The sequence below is a fragment of the Psychroserpens damuponensis genome, assembly GCF_000826655.1.
Lineage (GTDB): Bacteria > Bacteroidota > Bacteroidia > Flavobacteriales > Flavobacteriaceae > Psychroserpens > Psychroserpens damuponensis.
The window spans coordinates 1-218 of sequence record NZ_JXJO01000106.1 but is presented as its reverse complement, the minus strand read 5'-3'; the positions used below and the strand labels follow the sequence as shown (position 1 = coordinate 218).

General features: G+C 36.2%; 1 pseudogene. It reads right to left on the bottom strand.

Annotated features, from left to right (window positions below):
• Positions 1 to 218 (bottom strand): annotated as a pseudogene (locus tag TD29_RS18630) (T9SS type A sorting domain-containing protein); the annotation flags it as partial.

Sequence of the window (218 nt, the reverse complement as noted above, 5' to 3'; positions counted from 1 at the left end):
GTACCAAGTTGATCATTAAATTGTTCACCATTAATATCACTTCCTATTTGTGTCCATGAACCACCTTGATATTCATATATACGTACTTGCCCAGCAAAAGTACCAATTCCAGAAGTTCCAGAAGCACCAATAGCAACTATGCGACCATCATTAGATAAACTTACAGAAGATCCTAATAAATTATCCGTCGCTTGTCCATCGATATCATTTCCTAATTG